The 18,656-nt window shown below is 64.0% G+C and carries 14 protein-coding genes; 10 read left to right on the top strand and 4 right to left on the bottom strand.

Annotated features, from left to right (window positions below):
* Positions 1–24 precede the first annotated feature (24 nt).
* The 5 genes from HWE04_RS08800 to HWE04_RS08780 all read left to right on the top strand — a co-directional run bounded on the left by HWE04_RS08800 (position 25) and on the right by HWE04_RS08780 (position 8,239).
* Positions 25–2,622: a fimbria/pilus outer membrane usher protein gene (locus tag HWE04_RS08800; RefSeq protein ID WP_241812152.1), complete on the top strand. Its 2,598-nt coding sequence runs from the start codon at positions 25–27 to the stop codon at positions 2,620–2,622.
* A 74-nt stretch (positions 2,623–2,696) separates the two neighbouring features.
* Positions 2,697–3,410: a fimbrial biogenesis chaperone gene (locus tag HWE04_RS08795; protein ID WP_241812151.1), complete on the top strand. Its 714-nt coding sequence runs from the start codon at positions 2,697–2,699 to the stop codon at positions 3,408–3,410.
* An 11-nt stretch (positions 3,411–3,421) separates the two neighbouring features.
* Positions 3,422–4,303 (top strand): EAL domain-containing protein, encoded by an 882-nt coding sequence (locus HWE04_RS08790; RefSeq protein WP_241812150.1) that lies wholly within the window; start codon positions 3,422–3,424, stop codon positions 4,301–4,303.
* Entirely contained in the window at positions 4,293–4,952 is a 660-nt protein-coding gene (locus tag HWE04_RS08785) for a response regulator transcription factor (RefSeq protein WP_342222433.1), read from the top strand. The genes HWE04_RS08790 and HWE04_RS08785 overlap by 11 nt, the downstream gene beginning before the upstream one ends.
* Before the next feature lie 20 nt (positions 4,953–4,972).
* The gene (locus HWE04_RS08780; RefSeq protein WP_241812149.1) at positions 4,973–8,239 is read left to right on the top strand and encodes a hybrid sensor histidine kinase/response regulator; all 3,267 of its coding nucleotides are present in this window, start codon (positions 4,973–4,975) and stop codon (positions 8,237–8,239) included.
* A 10-nt stretch (positions 8,240–8,249) separates the two neighbouring features.
* Here the strand turns inward: HWE04_RS08780 and HWE04_RS08775 are convergent, their stop codons facing one another.
* Entirely contained in the window at positions 8,250–9,341 is a 1,092-nt protein-coding gene (locus tag HWE04_RS08775) for a porin (protein WP_006465053.1), read from the bottom strand.
* A gap of 320 nt (positions 9,342–9,661) precedes the next feature.
* Entirely contained in the window at positions 9,662–10,681 is a 1,020-nt protein-coding gene (locus HWE04_RS08770) for an AraC family transcriptional regulator (protein WP_006464256.1), read from the bottom strand.
* A 443-nt stretch (positions 10,682–11,124) separates the two neighbouring features.
* Between HWE04_RS08770 and HWE04_RS08765 the strand changes: the two genes are divergently transcribed.
* The gene (locus HWE04_RS08765; protein ID WP_182992815.1) at positions 11,125–12,027 is read left to right on the top strand and encodes a LysR family transcriptional regulator; all 903 of its coding nucleotides are present in this window, start codon (positions 11,125–11,127) and stop codon (positions 12,025–12,027) included.
* Between the two features lie 66 nt (positions 12,028–12,093).
* Here HWE04_RS08765 and catA read toward each other — a convergent pair whose 3' ends face one another.
* Both catA and HWE04_RS08755 read right to left on the bottom strand, forming a co-directional pair.
* Positions 12,094–13,005 (bottom strand): catechol 1,2-dioxygenase, encoded by a 912-nt coding sequence (gene catA / locus HWE04_RS08760; protein WP_006464258.1) that lies wholly within the window; start codon positions 13,003–13,005, stop codon positions 12,094–12,096.
* 63 nt (positions 13,006–13,068) lie between these two features.
* Entirely contained in the window at positions 13,069–14,229 is a 1,161-nt protein-coding gene (locus HWE04_RS08755) for a muconate/chloromuconate family cycloisomerase (RefSeq protein ID WP_274620084.1), read from the bottom strand.
* A gap of 253 nt (positions 14,230–14,482) precedes the next feature.
* Between HWE04_RS08755 and andAc the strand changes: the two genes are divergently transcribed.
* The 4 genes from andAc (at position 14,483) to HWE04_RS08735 (ending at position 18,651) form a co-directional block, all read left to right on the top strand.
* Positions 14,483–15,763, top strand: coding sequence for an anthranilate 1,2-dioxygenase large subunit AndAc (gene andAc / locus HWE04_RS08750; RefSeq protein ID WP_006464260.1), 1,281 nt, complete (start codon positions 14,483–14,485; stop codon positions 15,761–15,763).
* A complete protein-coding gene (andAd, locus tag HWE04_RS08745; protein ID WP_006464261.1) occupies positions 15,760–16,260 on the top strand; it encodes an anthranilate 1,2-dioxygenase small subunit AndAd in 501 nt (166 codons plus the stop codon). Before andAc ends, andAd begins: the two co-directional genes overlap by 4 nt.
* Before the next feature lie 7 nt (positions 16,261–16,267).
* Positions 16,268–17,353: an anthranilate 1,2-dioxygenase ferredoxin subunit AndAb gene (andAb, locus tag HWE04_RS08740; protein WP_241812148.1), complete on the top strand. Its 1,086-nt coding sequence runs from the start codon at positions 16,268–16,270 to the stop codon at positions 17,351–17,353.
* A gap of 119 nt (positions 17,354–17,472) precedes the next feature.
* The gene (locus HWE04_RS08735) at positions 17,473–18,651 is read left to right on the top strand and encodes an ABC transporter substrate-binding protein (RefSeq protein WP_241812147.1); all 1,179 of its coding nucleotides are present in this window, start codon (positions 17,473–17,475) and stop codon (positions 18,649–18,651) included.
* Positions 18,652–18,656 lie beyond the last annotated feature (5 nt).

Genomic DNA, 18,656 nt, shown 5'->3' with positions numbered 1-18,656 from the left:
CCGGTAGTGAAACCATGCAGATCAATGCTACGGGCGGGAGCCGGCTGGACAGCGCTGTCGTTGGGCGCCAGTCTGTTGGTCATGGCCCCGCCGGTGGCCGGGCAACCGGAGCAGAGCTATCGCTTCCTGGAGGCGCTGGAGATGGCCTCGCCTGTCAACAAGGGTAGCCTGTCGCGCTTCAACCGGGTCGGTAATGTGGAGCCCGGCACCTACAGCGTGGATGTGTTCGTCAATGGCAGTTTCAGTCACCGGCGGTCGCTGCGTTTCGACTTGTTCGAAGGGCAGGGCGTCGCAGCCTGCTTCAAGGCGCAGGATGCTGCCATGTTGAACCTGCGTCCAGATCTGCTGGCGCAACTGGGGCAGCGCGAGTGTGCGCGCATCGAAGAACTTGCGCCAGGCGCAAACGCGGTGTTCGATCTGGCCAATCTGCGCCTGAACCTCACCTTGCCACAGGCACAGCTCAAGCATGTGGCGCGGGGCTATGTCGACCCCGAACACTACGACGCCGGCGAAAGTATCGGCTTCGTCAACTACAGCATCAGCCAGTACTACGTTCGCACGGCACAGGTCAGCCATAGCGCGACCTACGGCTTTACCGACAGCGGCGTCAATCTCGGTCTTTGGCGCCTGCGCCAGCAGGGCAGCCTGGGCTATGACAACCATGCCGGGCTGGCCTGGAATCCGGTACGCACCTACGCCAGGCGCGCCTTGCCAGGCTGGACCAGCGAACTGACGGTGGGCCAGAGCTTCACTTCCGGAAAGCTGCTCTCTGGTCTGGCCTACCAGGGGCTGGAACTCAGTTCGGATGACCGCATGCTGCCTGACTCGCAACGCGGCTACGCGCCGGTCATTCGCGGCAGTGCCCGCAGCAATGCCCAGGTCATCGTCAGCCAGAAGGGGCGCGAGATCTATCGCACCACGGTGGCACCAGGCAGCTTTGTCATTGACGATCTGTATCCGACCAGTTACAACGGCGACCTCGACGTCACCGTGATCGAGGCTGACGGCACGCGTTCCGGCTTCAGCGTGCCATTTTCCGCACTGCCGGAATCGATGCGCCCGGGTCGCTCGCGCTACAGCCTGACCGCCGGGCGCACGCGTGATACCGACACGCCGGCGCTGTTCATGGACGCGCTTTATCAACGTGGTCTGAGCAATGCCTTGACCGGCAACGTCGGGATGCGACTGGCCCGGGCTTACCGGTCGGTGCTGATCGGAACTACCTTGGCAGGGCCGGCAGGGTCGGTCGGACTGGCGCTGAATCATTCTCACGCAGATACCGGGCGTGGGGCCCGCGCTGGCTGGATGCTGGGCTTGTCGTATTCGCACGCCTTCGAGGCCACCGGCACCAATTTTTCCATTGCCAGCTATCGCTATTCGACGGCCGGCTACCGTGAGCTGGCCGATGTGCTCAGCGAACGCCATGCCGGGCGCGGCAACCAGTGGGCGCTGGCCAATTCCAGCAGCTATCAGCAGCATTCGCGGTTCGACGTCTCGCTCAGTCAGCAACTGGGCAGCGTGGGGTCACTCTACCTCTCCGGGCTGACCCAGACCTTCTATCACAACCGCAGCCGCATCACCCAGTTGCAGTTCGGTTATTCAACCATGTGGAGCAATGGCATGAGCATCAATCTGGCATTCCAGCGGCAGCAGGTCAGTGCCGCCTCCAGCGTACAGTCGGGCCTGGACCCTCGCCTGCCGCAAGCGGGTCGACCAGGTGCCTCGGTCATGCTGTCGCTTTCCATTCCATTGGGGCAAGCCGGCGGTGATCGACCGGTCCTGAGCAGCTCGGTGGTCAAGGCGGCTGGACAGGATCTGTACCAGTCGCAGCTCTCCGCCATGGTGCCGGGCGAGCGCCACATCAGCTACAGCCTGGGTGCCAGCCACGCACCGGGCGGAGGACAGGACAGCCTCAATGGCAATGTCGGCATGCGCCTGCCGAAGGTCAACCTCAATCTCAACCTGGCGCGTGGCCATGACTACTGGCAGGCTGCGGCCAATGCCCGTGGCGCGCTGGCCTTGCATGGTGGCGGCATCACCTTTGGCCCCTATCTGGGAGATACCTTTGCGCTGGTCGAAGCCAAGGGGGCCGAGGGAGCCCGGCTCTTCAACGGTCAAGGTGCGGTGATCGACAGCAACGGCTTTGCGCTGCTGCCGTCCTTGTCACCCTACCAGCGCAATGTCGTGGAACTGGCGGACGCCGGGATGAGCAGCAAGAGCGAGATCCTTGAGAGCCAGCGCACCGTGATCCCCTACGCCGGCGCCACCCTGAAGCTGAACTTCCGGACCCGCTCCGGCCATGCCTTGTTGATCCGGCTGCGGCGGGACGATGGTCAGCCCCTGCCCATGGGGGCCGATGTGCTGGACCCGCAGGGCGAGCTGGTGGGCATGGTGGGGCAGGGTAGCCAGGCCTATATGCGCATCGCCCCGTTGCGCGGCAACCTGCTGGTACGCTGGGGGGATGGCCAGCAGGAGCGCTGCGCGGTCCGTTACGACTTGCACGGCCAGGATCTCAAGGCCGCCCTCCTGCGCCTGGATGCCGCTTGCATCGCCGCGCCCCGGCGCGAAGCCTTCCTCCCCGCCGACGCCGGCCCGCCCGCGGCAAGTGGAGCTACGCAATGAGGCAGTGGTCCATGTGGCGCTGTGCCTTCCTGTGGCTGAGCCTGACAATATGCAGCACCGGAGAGGCCGGGATCATGCCGGAACGCACGCGTCTGATCTTCAGCCAGGGCGTTGGCGAGATCAGCCTGCGCCTGGCCAATACCAACGATTACCCGGTGATGCTGCAGAGCTGGGTCGATCAGGGGGAAGGCAGCCAGGCGCCGGACACGGTGCTGTCTTCGATGTTCGTCATGCCGGCGGTGCAACGACTGCAGCCGCACGCCGTCAGCCAGGTGCGGGTGTTGTACACCGGTGATCCCCTGCCGGCCGGGCGCGAGTCGGTGTTCTGGCTCAATCTCTATGAGATAGCGCTGTTGTCGGCCAAGGCCCCGCAGCAGGATGCATCACGGTTACTGCTGGGGATCAACACGCAGATCAAGCTGTTTTACCGCCCACCTGGCCTGCCTGCCCCCGGTCCGCAGTGGCACCGCGCACTGCACTTCCATCTGGAACGCGACTCCGGGGAAGAAGGCGCATGGATGCTGGTATGCCGCAACGACAGCCCCTACTTCGTCTCCTTCGCCGCCTTGCAGCTTGGCGATGGCGCACATGGGTTCTCCGCACGTCTGGCGCCCGACCAGATGGTCCCACCCTATGGCCAGCAGCGCTATGTGTTGCAGCAGGATGGAAATGCCCGGACCGGGATGCCCGCCGCCTGGCAAGCACCGTACCTGCGGTACCAGACCATCAATGACGACGGCCGTCTCAGCGAACACGAAGTTGCGCTGACACCGCCCTCCCACCCCTGAACGGAGTACTTATGCTTGGCCTCACTTACCACAGCACCAGGAGTGACAGGATGCCCGCGATGACGCGCGCGCAGCTGTTGCAGGCGCTGCGTCGACGGCAGTTCCTGCCCTTCCTGCAAGCCATCGTCGGTACCGATGGCCAATGGCAGGGTGCCGAGATCCTGATGCGATGGCAGCATCCGCAAGCCGGGATGCTGCCGCCGGGCAGTTTTCTGCAGAGGCTGGAGGAGGAGGGACTGTTGGCGGCGGCCACGCGGCAGATGCTCAGACAGCTCAGCATCGGCTGGAAGCGGGCGCAGGTGCGTCTGTTGCAGCCCTTCTTTCTCTCCTTCAACGCATGTGGCCAGCAATTGCACGACGATACCCTGGTGGCGCAATGTCAGGCCCTGTTGCAAGACTTGCAGGAGGGGCAGCTACGCTTGATGATCGAGATGCCCGAACGCGGCGGCGATCTCGGGCCGGTGCATTGCCGTCGCCTGTTCGCCCAGTGCGAGCATGCCGATATCGCCATAGCGCTCGATGATTTCGGCGTCGGTGACGCTCGCCTGCACCAACTGGCCTGCGGCCGCATCAGTTGCCTCAAGCTCGACCGTTCATTTGTTGCTGCCATGCACGGAAATTCCATGTACAGTCGCCTGATCGAAAAGATCGTGGCACTGGCCGCGGTATTCGGTGCCTCCGTCACCGCCGAAGGTGTCGAGACCCTGACGCAGTGGCAGGGCCTGCACCGCATCGGGGTGAGACGCTTCCAGGGATATTACTTTGCCAGGCCGATGGCGCTGCCGGATTTTTTTGCCAGGTTGAATCACGTCAGGAGGCCGGTAAGCGGTCACGCCACACAAGCATCGACGATGAAGCCAGTTTCGGAAAGGGGGTGTTGCCGTGACGACTAGAGGGGTAACGATACGGGTCGGCATTGCCGATGATTTTCCGGTGGTTCTGCGCGGGATAGAGGCGATCCTGGCGCCCTGCACGGACATCGCACTGCACTTTTCCGCCGAGAGCATCGCCCAGCTCATGGCGGCGCTGGCGCAGACACCGGTCGATGTACTGCTATGCGACTATGCTTTCGACGACGACCCGCACGCCGACGGCCTGGACCTGCTCAAGCGGCTGCGTCGTCACCATCCGGCAATGAAGGTGATCTTCCTCAGCGCCCACGCCCAGCCGCAGATCATCTCCAGCGCCCTGGAGCTGGGCGCCGCCGGATTCATCGGCAAGAATCGCTGTGATTTCGTCAACCTGCCACAGGCCATCTACAGCGTGCAGGGAGGCCAGGTCTACCTGCCGCAGTCCCTGTCGTCGGCCCTGCTGGGCAGCCTGTTCAGCGTCAACCCGCGTCAAAGCGGCCTGGGCCAGCTGTCCGAGCGCGAGCTGGTGGTGGCGCGCATGATCTGCCAGGGCATGTCCATCACCGCAATCGCCGAACGACTTCACCGCAGCCCCAAGACCATCAGCAACCAGAAGGTGGCGGCGATGAAGAAGCTGGGAGTGAGCAATGACGTCGAACTGAGTCGCGTCTTCCAGAGCCTGGGCGACTGATCCAGCGCGCCACCGGACCCATGCCACGCCAGCTCCTCGCCCTTTCCGAGCGCTACTATCGGCGCCTGCTCTACAGCTGTGCCTGCCTGTTGTCGGCGGCCATCGTCTGCGCCATCCTGTTCCTTGGATACAGCGCCTTTTCCCAGTTTCGTGAACGCCAGATCGGCACCTTCACCAGCAAGCGCGAGCAGATCAAGTCCGAGGTTGACCGGCTGACAGCGCGTGTGGTCCAGTTCGCCGAAATGTACGCACGCCTGCAACATCTTTACAAGAGGGAATTGCTGACGCTGGAGGGTTATACCGGCAACGTCGGTGGCGGGCAGATCACCCGCAGTCCGGAAAACTTGACGGTGGTACCGTTCTCGCTCCTGGTCCGCAGCGATACGGCCGCCGACCGCCTGCGCTTGGCCAGCCTGCTGCTCCTCTTGCGTCAGGCGTCGGCCCTGCCGATGTTCAATCCTGCCGAGCCAGGGGTGACGCTGGACGGTTTCATTTATACGGCCGATGCCGGTTTCCTGGCGGTCTCGCCACCGCTGGAGGGGGCTGAGCTCGCTCTGGTGAGGCAACAGGGTATCGCGCGCTTCATCAGCGCCCTGGGGGCACCGGTCAACGCGGCCTTCGCCGCCGAACGAGAGCGTGCCGCCCGCGCCCAGGGCAGCACCGGACAGCGTGTGCTATGGATGAGTCCGGCCTTGAGCGCGCCGCTGGTGCGTAATGCGGTGACCAGGCTGGCCGTGCGTATCCAGCTGGACAAGGGCGATGAGGCCACGGCCGTCTTCTCGGTCCCGGCTAGCCAGTTCCGCCAGTTCTTCATGAAGAACGAAGATACCCCTGGACTGTTCGTCTTCGAAGGACAGGGTAGCGTCCAGTTGTTGAGCCAGCCGGACAGCCAGGTCGATCCGGGCCTGATGCAGCACATCCAGGAGCATGTGCGACGCGAGATGGATCCGCATGATCACGTCGGCCATTTCCATGACGATGGCAGCTTCTTCATCGCCCAGACCATCGAGGGGCCGGATTGGGTGGTGGTCTATACCTTTACCTGGCGTGACGTGCTGGCCGGCCTTCAGGGCAACTTCATCACCGGCGCTTTCTGGGGGCTGTTCTCCTTGCTTTTCGTGTGGGCAGCCACCTTGTACTTTGATCGTTGCGTGATCGGCCCGCTACAGAAGAAAGCGCTGGCGATGGTGGAAAGTCGCCAGTTCAGCCAGACCATCATTGACACCCTGCCGGTGGGTATCGCCGTCTATGCGCCGGGCTCCGGCGAGGTGGTGCTGCGTAATGCAGTGGCGGCACAGATGCTGGAGCAATCTGCACTGCCCAGCGCCGGCTTCTACGCCCAGATCCTCACGGCGGTGCGGGTGGGTGACGATCTGCGCCAGGCCATGATCGAAGCCGAGCTGCCTTTGCGCGACGGCGGCGTGAGCCACCTGGGGGCAGTGTGGTCGCGCACCCGCTTTTCTGGTCAGGATGTGCTACTGCTGGGCATGATCGACCTCAACATGCAGAAGGCGCATGAAGCCCTGATGCGCGACGCCAGGAGCATGGCGGACCGTGCCAACCAGGCCAAGTCCATGTTCCTGGCCCAGGTCAGCCACGAAATCCGCACCCCCTTGCACGGGGCCATCGGTCACCTGGAGTTGCTGACGCGTGAAGACCTGTCGGCGCCGCAGCGCCAGCGCATCGAGCTGATCCGGCATGCCTTCGACATGCTCATGAGCCTGGTCAATGACATTCTCGACATCACCAAGATCGAGTCGCAGAGCATCACGCTGGCTTCCGAGCAGTTGCAGGTCAACGAGCTGCTCGAAGAATGCGCCCAGCTGTTCGCGCCGCTGGCGCTGGACAAGGGACTGCAGTTCCGCTGTCTGCCGGATGTCGCGCTGGAACGTCCGCTGCGCGGCGATCCACGTCGGCTGATGCAGATCCTGCAGAACCTGGTTGGCAATGCGGTCAAGTTCACCAGCACCGGCAGCATCACGTTGTCCACGCGCCTGCTGCGCGTTGCCGAGGGGGTGAGCGTGGTGCGTTTCGAGGTGGCCGATACCGGCATCGGTGTTTCGTCCGGGGCGCGCCAGCGCATCTTCAAGTCCCTGCAACAGGCCGACGACAGCATCAGCCAGCGCTTCGGTGGCACCGGACTGGGCCTGTCGCTGTGCCGGCGCCTGGCCGAGTTGATGGGCGGCGATATCACCCTCACCAGCGAGCCGGGGAAGGGTAGCGTGTTCGGCGCCGAGATTGTGCTGCAGACCTTGCCGCAGGCGGATTTGCAGCATGCCGCCCCGCTGCGTGGACGACAGGTGGCGTTGCATGCCGGTGAGGCGAGCACCGCAGCCATGCTGCGCGCCTACCTCAAACATTGGGGTGCCGAGCCGGTCGAGCCGGAGTCGGCGGGCCTGACCACCATTCACCTGGTGGCGCCGGACAGCGTAGAAGCCTTCGTGGCTGCGCCTGTGAGTGTATCGAAGACGGCCGTGCTGATCCGCGCCGATGTGGTTCGCCACAGCAGCAGCGTGACGCACTGGCGCCAGGTCAGTGCCTTCGACCGCCATGCCTGGCGGATGGCCCTGAGCCAGCAGGATGGAATGATCGTACCGCCATGGCGAGGCCGGCCGCAGGCCGTGCAGCTGCCCGTCGCACCGGACATGCTGGACGTGCTGGTGGTGGAGGATGACTACGTGAATCTGACCCTGATCCAGCAACAGCTGCAGGCGTTGGGCTGTCAGCGCCTGCGGTTGGCACGCGATGGCCTGGACGCCCTGGCGCAATGGCAGGCGCAGCGCGCCGACCTGCTCATCACCGATCTGGACATGCCTGGGCTGGACGGCGTCGCGCTGGCCCGACGCGTGCGTCAGGAACATGCGCAGGCATGCATCATCGCCACTACCGCCGCCGGCCCGGACAGCCTGGCGCACTTGCCCAGCGGACTGTTCGATGCCCTGCTCTACAAACCAGGGTCGCTGCAGCAGATGCAGGAACTGCTATCCCGTTTCGGCCGCCCCGCAGCGCCGGTGCAGGACCAGGGTGACCCGCTGCAAAAGGTACTGCTGGAAGCCTTCCGGCACAGTTGGCCGCAGGAGCGGGACAAGTTGCAGCAGGTCCTGCAGTGCGGCGATGGCGAACGCGCCGCACGCATCCTGCATCGCCTGCAGGGTGGTCTGCTGGCCATGGGCCGTGAGCATCTGGCTGAACGCAGCCAGATGCTACAGACGGCATTGGCCGACGGCGAGCCGGATGCAATGCAGGCCATCCTGCAATGGATCGCCGTGGTCGACGCCGAGATCTGAGGGATCAAGCTCAGAAGGTATGACGTACACCCGTCATCACGCCGAACTGGTTCATGCCGACCCCGACCGTCCCGCCCACGTCCAGCGGGATCGCGGCGCTGCCGCCGTTCTTCATGTATCCCACCGAGCTATACAGCGCAGTGCGCTTGGAGAGGTTGTAGGTCAGGCGCGCCACCGACAGTGTGGAGTTGTTGGACGTGCCCTTGATCTTGAGCCGTGCCACCTGCGCATCCAGCACCAGCGCGACCGACAGCGGCGTGGAGAAGCCCAGGTAGTACAGGTCCGAATCGGTATTGGCGGTGGCCGCACGGGTCTTGCGGTCGATCACGCCGCCGCCGATCTTGCTCTGGCCCAGCATCACGTAGCCATTCAATGTGACGCGCTGATCGTGATTGTTGCTGCTGGTGAGGCCATTGGCGGCACCGGTGTTGCCGTACAGGATGTCGTAGGAGCTGGAGATGCCGTAGCTGCTGCCGTCATAGGCCAGCATACCGGTGATCTGGCGACAGGCCTTGGCATTGCCGGCCACTTCACCGGCACAGTTGGTGGCGCTGGCACCGCCGGCGCTGGAGGTATCGCGGCCGAAGCTGTAGGTGGCGCCGACGGTCAGACCGTTGAAGCTGCCCAGGTAGCCGATGGCATTGTCGCTGCGGGCGTTGGGGATGTACGAATCGATGCTGCTGATGGAAAAGATGTTGGGACCCATCACATCCGACTTGGCCGTGACCAGGTAGGTCATGTTGACCTGCCGACCCAGCATCAGGCTACCCCAGCCATTCTTCAGGCCGACGTAGGACTGCCGGCCGAACAGGCGATTGCCCTGGCCCATGGCACCGGTATCGACGGCGAAGCCGGACTCCAGCACGAACATGGCCTGCAGTCCGCCACCGAGGTCTTCGCTACCCTTGAAGCCTAGGCGTGACGGGAACGAGGCCGTCAGCGACGGCATCTTCAGGACCGAGTTGCCGGCAGCGTTGGCGTGGGTGGTATAGACCACGCCGGTATCGATGATGCCGTAGATGCTGACCTGGCTTTGCGCCAGCGCCTGCTGTGCACAAGTCATTGCCGTGAGCGCCATGGCGCCTGCGACCAGTTTTTTCATGCTCTTCCCCATGTTGATTGAATTGAGTGGACCGGATGTGGAGGTGGCAAGCGTGCAGACCGACCTGCCGTGACGCCGTGCGCGTGGACGCGCGACCTCATCGCTTGCTGCGGCGATCATAGGGAATCGGAACGATGAAAAATATCCGGCGCTTGCATCTTGCGGGCGCGCGACTATCCACTTTTTACGTGGGTTGGCGGCGCGCTGCATCAGGGTGCGAGATGTGGAAGGACATGATGTTTCGTGGTGCAGGGACGAAAAAAATGGCACCGTGACGATGCCATTTTTTCCTTCCCTGCAGACAGTCGCGTGATCGCAGGCTAACGCATCCCACCCCGCGTCTGCTTGGGCAGTTCACCAAACCGCTCCCGATAGTACGCAGAGAAACGTCCGAGGTGACCAAAGCCGAATTCGAAGGCGGTGTCGGTGATGTTGGCGCCGGGATGGGTCAACAGGCGTTCGCGTACCGCGTCCAGGCGGATGTTGCGCAGCAGGTCCATGGGCGCCACGCCATATTGCTGGTGACACAGCGCATTGAGCGCGCGTACGCTCACGCCGGCGGCACTGGCCAGATCGGCCAGGGCCAGCGGGGCGCACAGGCGGGTGCGGATGTAACGCTCCAGCATGTCCAGCCGCTGCAGCTTGCCGGCGCCTACCAGGCTGTCGCCGGATTCGCTGGCCGCGAGCTGCGCGCTGCCGGGAACACCCAGTACCGGCTGCACCGTGCTGGTCAGCTGAGAGAGCAGGAATTGCGCGGCACTGCGTTCGAAATGGCGAATCCACTCGCCATGCCCCTCGCTCTGCCCGGGCAGGGCCAGCACGCGCAGCAGCGACTGGATCAGCAGGTCCCAGTGCGGCGCGGCCTGCTGCGGCAGCAGGAACAGCGAGGGCATATTGGCCGGTCCGGGCTGGCCCAGTGCGCTCAGTTCCTCGAATAGCGCCAGGGGCACCTTCAGGATCAGTTGCTCGGAACCCGCCTGCCACCACAGGCGCAGATTCCGTTTTGGTGCGATCAGCGCGGTCTTGCCCTGCGGGATGCACACTTTCTGGCCGTCCGATTCGATCTCGGCCGTGCCGGAGAGCGTCATGTGGACCAGGGCGAAGCCATTGAACAGGCGTGGCCGCACGATGACTTCGGCGCCGTACTTCAGCATGAAGATCTGCAACTGCTGGATGGCGGCCTTGAAGAGCACGGTGTCGACGTCGTCACCCTTCCAGAACAGATCGTGTTCCGACAGTTCGTTGGCGACCTGGGCGTGGCAGTCGACCTTGCGGGTGGACTGGAACACGCGGCGACGATACAGCGGCTCCAGACTGAGCGCATGGACAGTGTTGAGCATGTTAACCTCTTAACGGTCCCGCCCGCGCAGTGCCGGTTGCGGGGGAGACGTTGGTACCGGGTGGTGATGCAGCGCGGGCGCGCCGGCCGATGGCCGGAAGTGCGCCGCACCTTCATGGATTGCAGGACCGGGAGGCGCGCTGTCTGCTTTCCCTTCAGTCAGCGAGGCTCGCGGTCAATGCAATGAGGTTGCAAGTTTCATGCCCGCCAGGAAGGCGGGCAGGGGCAAAGATGGGGCAGGGCGGTGTGGTTCATGTCGGTCTCCTCTACGGTCTTCTGGTCGGGCCTGCGCTGGCGTGGGCGCTGGCCTCGCTGTGGTGGTGCGCACGGCACGCGTGGAAGGCGTCGTGTGCTCGGCTCTGCGGCCGCTGGCCTTGGATTCTATGCCCAGGGCGGGAGAACGTACAATATCAAATCAGCATCATGGTATGCCCCGGAGGTATAGTGGAACTTCGCCATCTCAAGTATTTCAACGCCGTCGCCAGCACCCTCAGCTTCAGCCGTGCGGCCGAATTGCTGCACATCGCCCAGCCGCCCCTGAGCCGGCAGATCCGCCAGCTGGAAGATCTGCTGGGGGCCGAACTGATCGACCGTGCCTCGCGACCCATCGCCCTGACCATGGCCGGCAAGTTCTTCTACGAGCAGACCCTGCAGGTATTGGCGCGACTGGAGCAGATCGAGGAAGGCACCCGTCTCATCGCCAAGGGACAGCAGCACTGGTTCAACATCGGCTTCGTGCCGTCGGCGCTGTATGGTCTGCTGCCGGAAATGATCAAGCGTTTCCGGACCGAACTGCCGGATATCGAGATCGGCTTTTCCGAGATCGTCACCATGGAACAGATCGAGGCACTCAAGTCCGGCCGCATCGATGTCGGCTTCGGCCGCCTGCCCATCACCGATCCCGACATCGTCTGCGAGACCATCGTGGAAGAGCCGCTGGTGGCGGTGTTTCCGCTGGGTCACGCGCTGCTGGCGCGCAACAAGGTGACGCTGGCGCAACTGGCCGAGGAGCGCTTCATCCTCTATCCGGCGCGTCCGCGTCCCAGCTATGCGGACCAGGTGCTGGAAATCTTTTCCAGTCGCGGTCTGCGGCCCACCATCGTCAAGGAAGCCAACGAAATGCAGACCGCCATCGGCCTGGTCGCGGCCGGGGTCGGCGTGACCCTGGTGCCGCGTTCGGTGCAGGGGCTGCACCGGTCGGACGTGGTCTATCGGCCCTTGTCCAACAAGGGTGTGCATTCGCCGGTGATCATGAATTTCCGGGCCAACGACCGCTCCGTGCTGCTGGAGAAATTGCGCGCCACGGCATCAGGCATCGCGCGCATGCATGCAGAGGAATATCCCTGAGCTTGGCCGGAAAGACAACGGGCCATGCGCAAGGCATGGCCCGTTCCATCATGACGCGCTGCCTGCTCAGGCAGCCAGGCGCGGACGGTTGATGTCGGCCTTGGGCAGATCGCCCTGTTCCGGCAGCAGGCTGAAGTTGAACTCGATGGCATAGAAGGGCGCATCGACTTCGTGCTTGCGCAGTTCGGCCGGGTCGGTCACATGCGTCATCTCCGGCACCAGGCCCTCGCGGGTGGCGAAGGCGAAGTCATCCCACAGGTACGGATCGCCGGCGATGTTGATCTGCGTGGTCAGCTTGCGGTAGCCCGGCACGGTGACGAAGAAGTGGATGTGCGCAGGACGGCTGCCGTGGCGCCCCAGCTTGTTGAGCAGGCGGTCGGTGGCGCCGCCCGGAGGCACGCTGTAGCCGACCGGTACGCGGCTGCGGAAGCGATAACGGCCCTGCTCGTCGGTGCGGATGGAGCAGCGCAGGTTGAACGGGGTCTGGTCCGGATCGAAGAAGGAATAACGGCCCAGGTGGTTGGCGTGCCAGACTTCCACCAGTGCATTGGCCAGCGGCTTGCCGTGCTCGTCGCAGACCTGGCCTTGCATGAAGAGGGTGTCGCCCGGTTGCTCGTCCTTGTCCATGCGCGCAAAGCCCTTCTGTTCGGGCGCGCCCGAGACGTACAGCGGACCTTCGATGGTGCGCGGGGTGCCGCCCTGTACGCCACGACGCGCTTCGGCTTCGTCCATGCGCAGGTCGAGGAAGTGCTCGAAACCCAGGCCGGCGGCGATCAGGCCATATTCGCCGGACTTGCCGGCCGAGGTCAGATAATCCACGGCAGCCCAAAATTCTTCCGGCTGCACATCCAGGTCTTCAATCGTATAAAACATGTCGCGCACGATGCGGTTGACGATGGTCTTGACACGCTGGTTCCCTTCCGCGAGCTCGGTGCTCTCGATTTTCTGCAATACCGCGTCGATGGCTTTCTTGTCCACGTTGTCTCTCCTGTCTCTGGTTGGATGTGGTTGGCTTGCTCTGGCGTCGCTGGCCGGTGAATGTCAGGTCAGCGAGACCAGCGGGGTCTTGCGGTCGCGGCGCAGTGCGTTGACGCGATCCTGGTCGAGTTCGATGCCCAGGCCGGGGCCGGTGGGCAATTCGAGGGCGAAGTCGCGATAGCGCAGCGGCGTGGCGAGGATTTCTTCGGTCAGCAGCAGCGGGCCGAACAGTTCGGTGCCCCAGGCCAGAGCACTGAAGGTGGCGAACAGCTGGGCCGAGGCCATGGTGCCGATGGCACCTTCCAGCATGGTGCCGCCATACAGATCGACCTGTGCCGCGCCGGCGATGGCGGCGACCTGCTGGGCGCCGGCCAGGCCGCCGGACTGGTTGATCTTCACGGCAAACACGTCGGCCGCGCCCACGCGTGCCAGCTGGTAGGCGTCCTGCGGTCCGTGCAGGCTTTCATCGGCCATGATGGCGATGCGGTTCTTCTGGCGCAGGCGGCGCAGTCCATCGTGGTTGCTGGCGGCAATGGGCTGCTCCACCAGATCGACGCCGGCATCGGCCAGCAACTGCATGCCCAGCATGGCATCGGTCTCGGTCCAGGCCTGGTTGACGTCCACCCGCACGCTGCCGCGCTCGCCGATGGCGCGCTTGATCGCCGCCACGTGGGCGCAATCCTGCTGCACGGTGCGGGCGCCGATCTTGAGCTTGAAGATGTTGTGACGGCGCTGGGCCAGCATCTTCTCGGCTTCCTCGATGTCGCGGGTGGTGTCGCCGCTGGCCAGGGTCCAGGCGATGGGCAGGCTGTCGCGTACGCGGCCGCCGAAGAGGGTGGACAAGGACACGCCCAGGCGGCGCGCCAGCGCATCGCACAGCGCGGTCTCGATGGCGCACTTGGCGAAGCGGTTGCCCTGCACGTGCTCGTCCAGCAGGTGCATGCGTGCGGCGACCTGGTTGGCATCGGCGCCGAGCAGCAGTGGCGTCATGTAGGTCTCGATGTTGACCTTGATGCTTTCCGGGCTTTCTTCGCCATAGGCCAGTCCACCGATGGTGGTGGCTTCGCCCCAGCCGGCGACGCCGTCGTTGCCGGTGATGCGCACCAGGACCAGGGTCTGGCGATGCATGGTGGTCATCGACAGGCGATGCGGGCGGATGGTGGGAACGTCCAGCAGCAGGACCTCGACGGTCTCGATGGAGGTGGCGGGCAAGGATGAGCTCAAGATGAAATCCGGGTAAGTGGTGATGAGTGCTGGCAAGCGATGACTTGCCGCATCATAGGAAAAAAGCGCGCCGGGTGTCCAAGACCGTTTCGGGCATGCTGCATACCTTTTGGGTATAACGTCCTTGCCGTGCAAAAAACGGATAAGCCAGGCCGGAAAGATTGCAAATGGTGGATATCCGGGCCGGCAGGCACTACCTAAGATGCGTCCTATACCGGGCCAGACCTGGTGTCTAACGATGAGGACACGCCGCATGAACACATCCACCCAGCCTGATCAGCAAGGCTATGCACCGCTGGTGCAGTTTCCCCGCGCCGACGGCGCCCGTACCCCCTACAAGGTATTCAGCTCCAAGGAGGTCTACGACCTGGAGCAGGAGCGCATCTATCGCGGCGAGACCTGGAGCTTCCTGGCCCTGGAGGCGGAGATTCCCAACAATGGCGACTTCAAGAGCACGTTCGTCGGCGATACCCCGGTGGTGGTGACCCGTACCGAAGACGGCAGCCTGGCCGCCTGGGTCAACAAGTGTTCGCACCGGGGCGCCGTGGTCTGCCGCACCCCGCGTGGCAATGCCAGTTCCCACAGCTGTGCTTATCACCAGTGGAGCTTCGATTCGCGTGGCAACCTGCTGGGCGTGCCGTTCCGCCGCGGCCAGAAGGGTGCGGCCGGCATGGCCAAGGACTTCGATCCCAAGTGCCATGGCCTGCGCCAGTTGCGCGTGGACAGCTACAAGGGCCTGGTCTTCGCCACCTTCAGCCAGACCGTGGAATCGCTGCCGGACTACATCGGCGCCGAGATGCGCCCCTGGATCGACCGCATCTTCCACAAGCCCATCGTCTACCTGGGCTGCACCCGCCAGTATTCCAAGTCCAACTGGAAGCTCTACCTGGAAAACGTCAAGGACCCGTACCACGCCAGTCTGTTACACCTGTTCCACACCACCTTCAATATCTTCCGCGTGGGCATGAAGGCGCGCTCGCTGGCTGACAAGCATCATGGCCTGCACAGCATCATCACCGCCACCAAGAACGAGGTGGAGACCGCCGATGCCTACAAGCAACAGGAGATCCGTTCCTTCGACGAGGGTTTCTCGCTGCAGGACCCGTCGGTGTTGGGCCAGATCAAGGAATACGAGGAGCTGACCACCAACCACATCCAGCCCATCTTCCCGCAGCTGGTGGTGCAACAGATCCACAACACCCTGGTGGCGCGCCAGTTGCTGCCCAAGGGGCCCAACAACTTCGAGCTGATCTTCCACTTCTTCGGTTACGAGGACGACACCCCGGAACTGCGCGCCCTGCGCATCAAGCAGGCCAACCTGGTGGGGCCGGCCGGCTACATCTCGATGGAAGACACCGAGGCTACCGAACTGGTGCAGCGTGGCACCGCGCGTGACCCGGATCACTGCTCGGTGATCGACATGGCGCGCGACAACCCGGACCAGGAAGACACCCTGATCACCGAAAGCCTGATCCGCAAGTTCTGGATGGGCTACCAGAAACTGATGGGCTTCCCGTCCATCGAAAAGGCATGAACGAGGCACAGCAGATGGAAAACATGGAACAGATGACATTGTGGTTCGCCCTGCACCAATTGCAGGAGCGTTACGTCCACGCCCTCGACAACGACCGCCTGGAAGAGTGGCCCGAATTCTTCACCGATGACTGCCTCTACGAGATCATCCCGCGTGAAAACGCCGATGCCGGCCTGCCCATCGGCATCATCTACTGCGACAGCAAGAAGATGCTGCATGACCGCGTGCTCTCGCTGCGCCATGCCAACATCTACGAGGCGCACACCTATCGTCACATGACGTCCGGACTGGTGTTCACCCAGAACGCCGACGGTTCGGTCGATGCGCAGTCCAGCTATGTGGTGGTGCAGACCTTGCAGAACGGTGAGTCCTTCGTCTACCAGGCTGGTCGCTATGAAGACCGCGTGGTCAAGACCGACGCCGGCTGGCGCTACGCCCGTCGCCGCGTGATCTACGACACGCTGCGCGTGGCGACGCTGTTGGCCACTCCCATCTGAGGTCGGTATGAGCGAGTGGTTCGATGTCGGCCATGCCGATGATTTCGCCGAAGGTGAGGTCGCTGCGGCCAGGGCGGGTAGCCAGGCAGTGGCGATGTTCCGCCTGGGTGAAGAGATTTTTGCGCTCAAGGACTTGTGCACCCACGGCAATGCCAAGCTCTCCGATGGCTATGTCGAGGATGGTTGCGTCGAATGTCCGCTGCACCAGGGCCTGTTCGATATCCGCAGCGGTGCACCGCGCTGTGCGCCGGTGACCGAGGCCGTACGCAGCTTCCCGGTACGGGTGGTGGCGGGGCGGGTCGAGGTCGGCGTCGGCGTCGGCGATGCCGCGCAGACCGGAGTAGACGCGGCAGCTGCTCAGGACGCCGCACCGCAGCTGGTACAGGCCAGCGTGGAGAGTATGGAGCGCGCTGCGCCGGACGTGGCGATCCTGCGCCTGCGTTGCGCCGCGCCCCTGTCCTGGCGTGCCGGACAATACATCGACCTGCTGCTGGAAGACGGCCAGCGCCGCAGCTATTCCATGGCCACCCATGCCGGTGCCGGCAGCGACCTGCTGGAGCTGCATGTGCGTCACCTGCCCGGTGGCGTGTTCACCGATCGTGTCTTCGGCGGCATGCAGCCGGGCCAGGCGCTCACGCTGGAAGGGCCGACCGGCAGCTTCTATCTGCGTGAAGGCGCGCAGCCGGTGATCCTGCTGGCCAGTGGCACAGGATTTGCTCCGGTCAAGGCGCTGGTGGAAGAGGCGATCGCCGTCGGCAATACCCGGCCCATGCGCTTGTACTGGGGGGGCCGTCGCACCGCTGATCTCTACCTCGATGCGCTGTGCCGCGACTGGGCGACGACGCTGCCCTGGTTCGAGTATGTGCCGGTGCTGTCGGAGGCGGATTCCGCTTCCGGCTGGCAGGGGCGCACCGGCTTCGTCCACCAGGCCGTGATGCAGGATGTTCCTGCGATGCAGCAATATCAGGTCTATGCCTGTGGCGCACCGGTCGTGGTAGAGTCAGCGCGGCGCGATTTCACGGCCGCCTGCGGCCTGCCTGAGACAGCCTTTTTCGCGGACTCCTTCCTTTCGAAGGCCGACCTGCGGACATAGGACGGCAGGCCGGCGCATGCGTTGAACCAGGCTTTCATCGACGCAGGGCGTACCGTCTACACCGCATTGCAACATCACGACGATTTCAAACCATCAAGAACCTAGAGGGGAATCCAGGCATGAACCGACTGACTAAAGTGGCAGGTGCAGTAATGATGGCAATGGCAGCAGGCGCGAGCCTGTCGGCCCAGGCGGCCGACGTGGTGAAGGTCGGCTTCCTGACCACCCTGAGCGGCCCGGCCAGCGCGCCCGGCGTGGACGAGCGCGAAGGCTTCATGCTGGCCCTGAAGACCCTGGGCAACAAGCTCGGCGGCGTGCGCGCCGAAGTCATCGTGGTGGATGACCAGTTCAGCCCGGATGCCGCCAAGCAGGGCGCGGACCGCCTGATCAAGCGCGAGAAGGTCGACATCCTGAGCGGCTTCGTCTATTCCAACATCCTGCTGGCGGTGGCGCCGGCTGCCTTTGCCAGCAAGACCGTGGTGGTCAGCGCCAATGCCGGACCTGCCCAGCTGGCCGGTGCCGGCTGTAATCCCTATTTCTTCAGCGCCAGCTACCAGAACGATGCGACCCACGAAGCCGCCGGCAAGCTGATGGCCGACAAGGGCTATCAGCGCGTGGCCATCATCGCCCCCAACTACCCGGCGGGCAAGGATGCCTCGGCCGGCTTCAAGCGCTTCCTGAAGAAGGAACCGGCGGTGGAGCTGTTCCCCAAGCTGGGCCAGCTTGATTTCGCCACCGAGATCGCGCAGCTGCGCGCAGCCAACATCGACGCGGTGTACTTCTTCCTGCCGGGCGGCATGGGCGTGAACTTCGTCAAGCAATATGCCGCTGCCGGCATGGACCCCAAGATCGTGCGCGTGATGCCGGCCTATGACGCCGACCAGCAGATGCTGTCCAACGGCGACCTGATCGCCGGCGTGGCCAATACCGGCCAGTGGTCGGCCGACCTGCCCAATGAGCAGAACCGCGCCTTCGTTGCCGCCTACGTCAAGGAATACGGTCGCCAGCCCTCGATGTATGCCTCCCAGGCCTATGACGCGGCCATGCTCATCGACAGCGCCGTCAAGGCCGTCGGCGGCAAGGTGGACAACCGTGAGGCCCTGATCGCCGCCATGAAGGCTGCCAATTTCAAGTCGGTGCGCGGTGGCTTCAAGTTCGCGGCCAACCACTTCCCGATCCAGAACCAGTATGCGCGGGTGGTGACCAAGGGCGCCGACGGCAAGTACGTCAACAACATGACGCAGACGCTGTTGACCGACCACGTCGACGCCTACGTCAGCGAATGCAAGATGCAATAAGGGCG

Origin of the sequence: Herbaspirillum sp. C7C2 (assembly GCF_022627865.1) — a bacterium.
Taxonomy (GTDB): domain Bacteria; phylum Pseudomonadota; class Gammaproteobacteria; order Burkholderiales; family Burkholderiaceae_D; genus Herbaspirillum; species Herbaspirillum frisingense.
Note: the sequence above shows the minus strand (reverse complement) of the source record. Positions and strands in the feature narration are given on the sequence as shown.